This is a genomic window from Oscillatoria salina IIICB1, assembly GCF_020144665.1.
Lineage (GTDB): Bacteria > Cyanobacteriota > Cyanobacteriia > Cyanobacteriales > SIO1D9 > IIICB1.
This window is the reverse complement of record NZ_JAAHBQ010000159.1, coordinates 1-741: the sequence shown is the minus strand read 5'-3', so window position 1 is coordinate 741 and position 741 is coordinate 1. Positions and strand designations below refer to the sequence as shown.

Sequence of the window (741 nt, the reverse complement as noted above, 5' to 3'; positions counted from 1 at the left end):
TCGAGGATTATATCGTTCTGGGAATGGTAGTTCGATCAATGCTGACTGCAACGGTGCGGCTAACATCCTCAAAAAAGTAGCGGCAACTTTGAAATTTTCTCTCAAAGGAGTCAGTAGGGGCGTTTTGACTACGCCTTTAAGAGTCTATTTTTGGATGGCTTAAGAATCCCCTCCCTTTAGCAACGCGGAGGGAGGGGAGCAGTCAAATCGGGTAAGAAAATTGGCGACTACATGGGGCGAGTTCTTTGCCGCGCTTCTGGCAGTTTCGATATTGCAACCAAGACTGGGAGAGTTGCAGGAATCAGCCACAAGTATTGTAAACCAATTCATAGAAAGGATGGCTACGCCTATGTGCTCTGAATCTGGCAGTCTCACCCCCATCGAGGGGGATTCGCCTGCCTTGGGGGATGAGAAGCCCCCTATCTTCGGTGACAAAAACGAAGAAAAAGAACAACCACAGCGATCGCCCGCCGAATGGGTAACATTTACTATAGCCTTAGTGATTGTTGGTGCGATCGCCTCTTTAGTAGTGTATCGTTGGATAACTGGCGAAAACGAACCACCAGTTTTGTCAGTAGCGATCGAACAAAAAGAAATTCGCTCTGCACAAGGACAATATTACGTCCCCTTTAGCGTCACCAACATTGGTGGTAGCACTGCTGAGTCAGTGGAAGTGGTTGCTCAACTGCGCGTAGAGGGGAAAATTGAGGAAAATGGCGAACAGCAAATAGAATTTTTATC

General features: G+C 47.4%; 1 protein-coding gene and 1 pseudogene. Both read left to right on the top strand.

The window, feature by feature from the left end; genetic code table 11:
• Positions 1-201 precede the first annotated feature (201 nt).
• Positions 202-360: pseudogene (locus tag G3T18_RS24635) on the top strand (RNA-guided endonuclease IscB); the annotation flags it as partial.
• A partial coding sequence (locus G3T18_RS24630; protein ID WP_224413238.1) for a TIGR02588 family protein occupies positions 338-741 on the top strand: 404 nt, incomplete at its 3' end. The pseudogene G3T18_RS24635 and the gene G3T18_RS24630, both read left to right, overlap by 23 nt.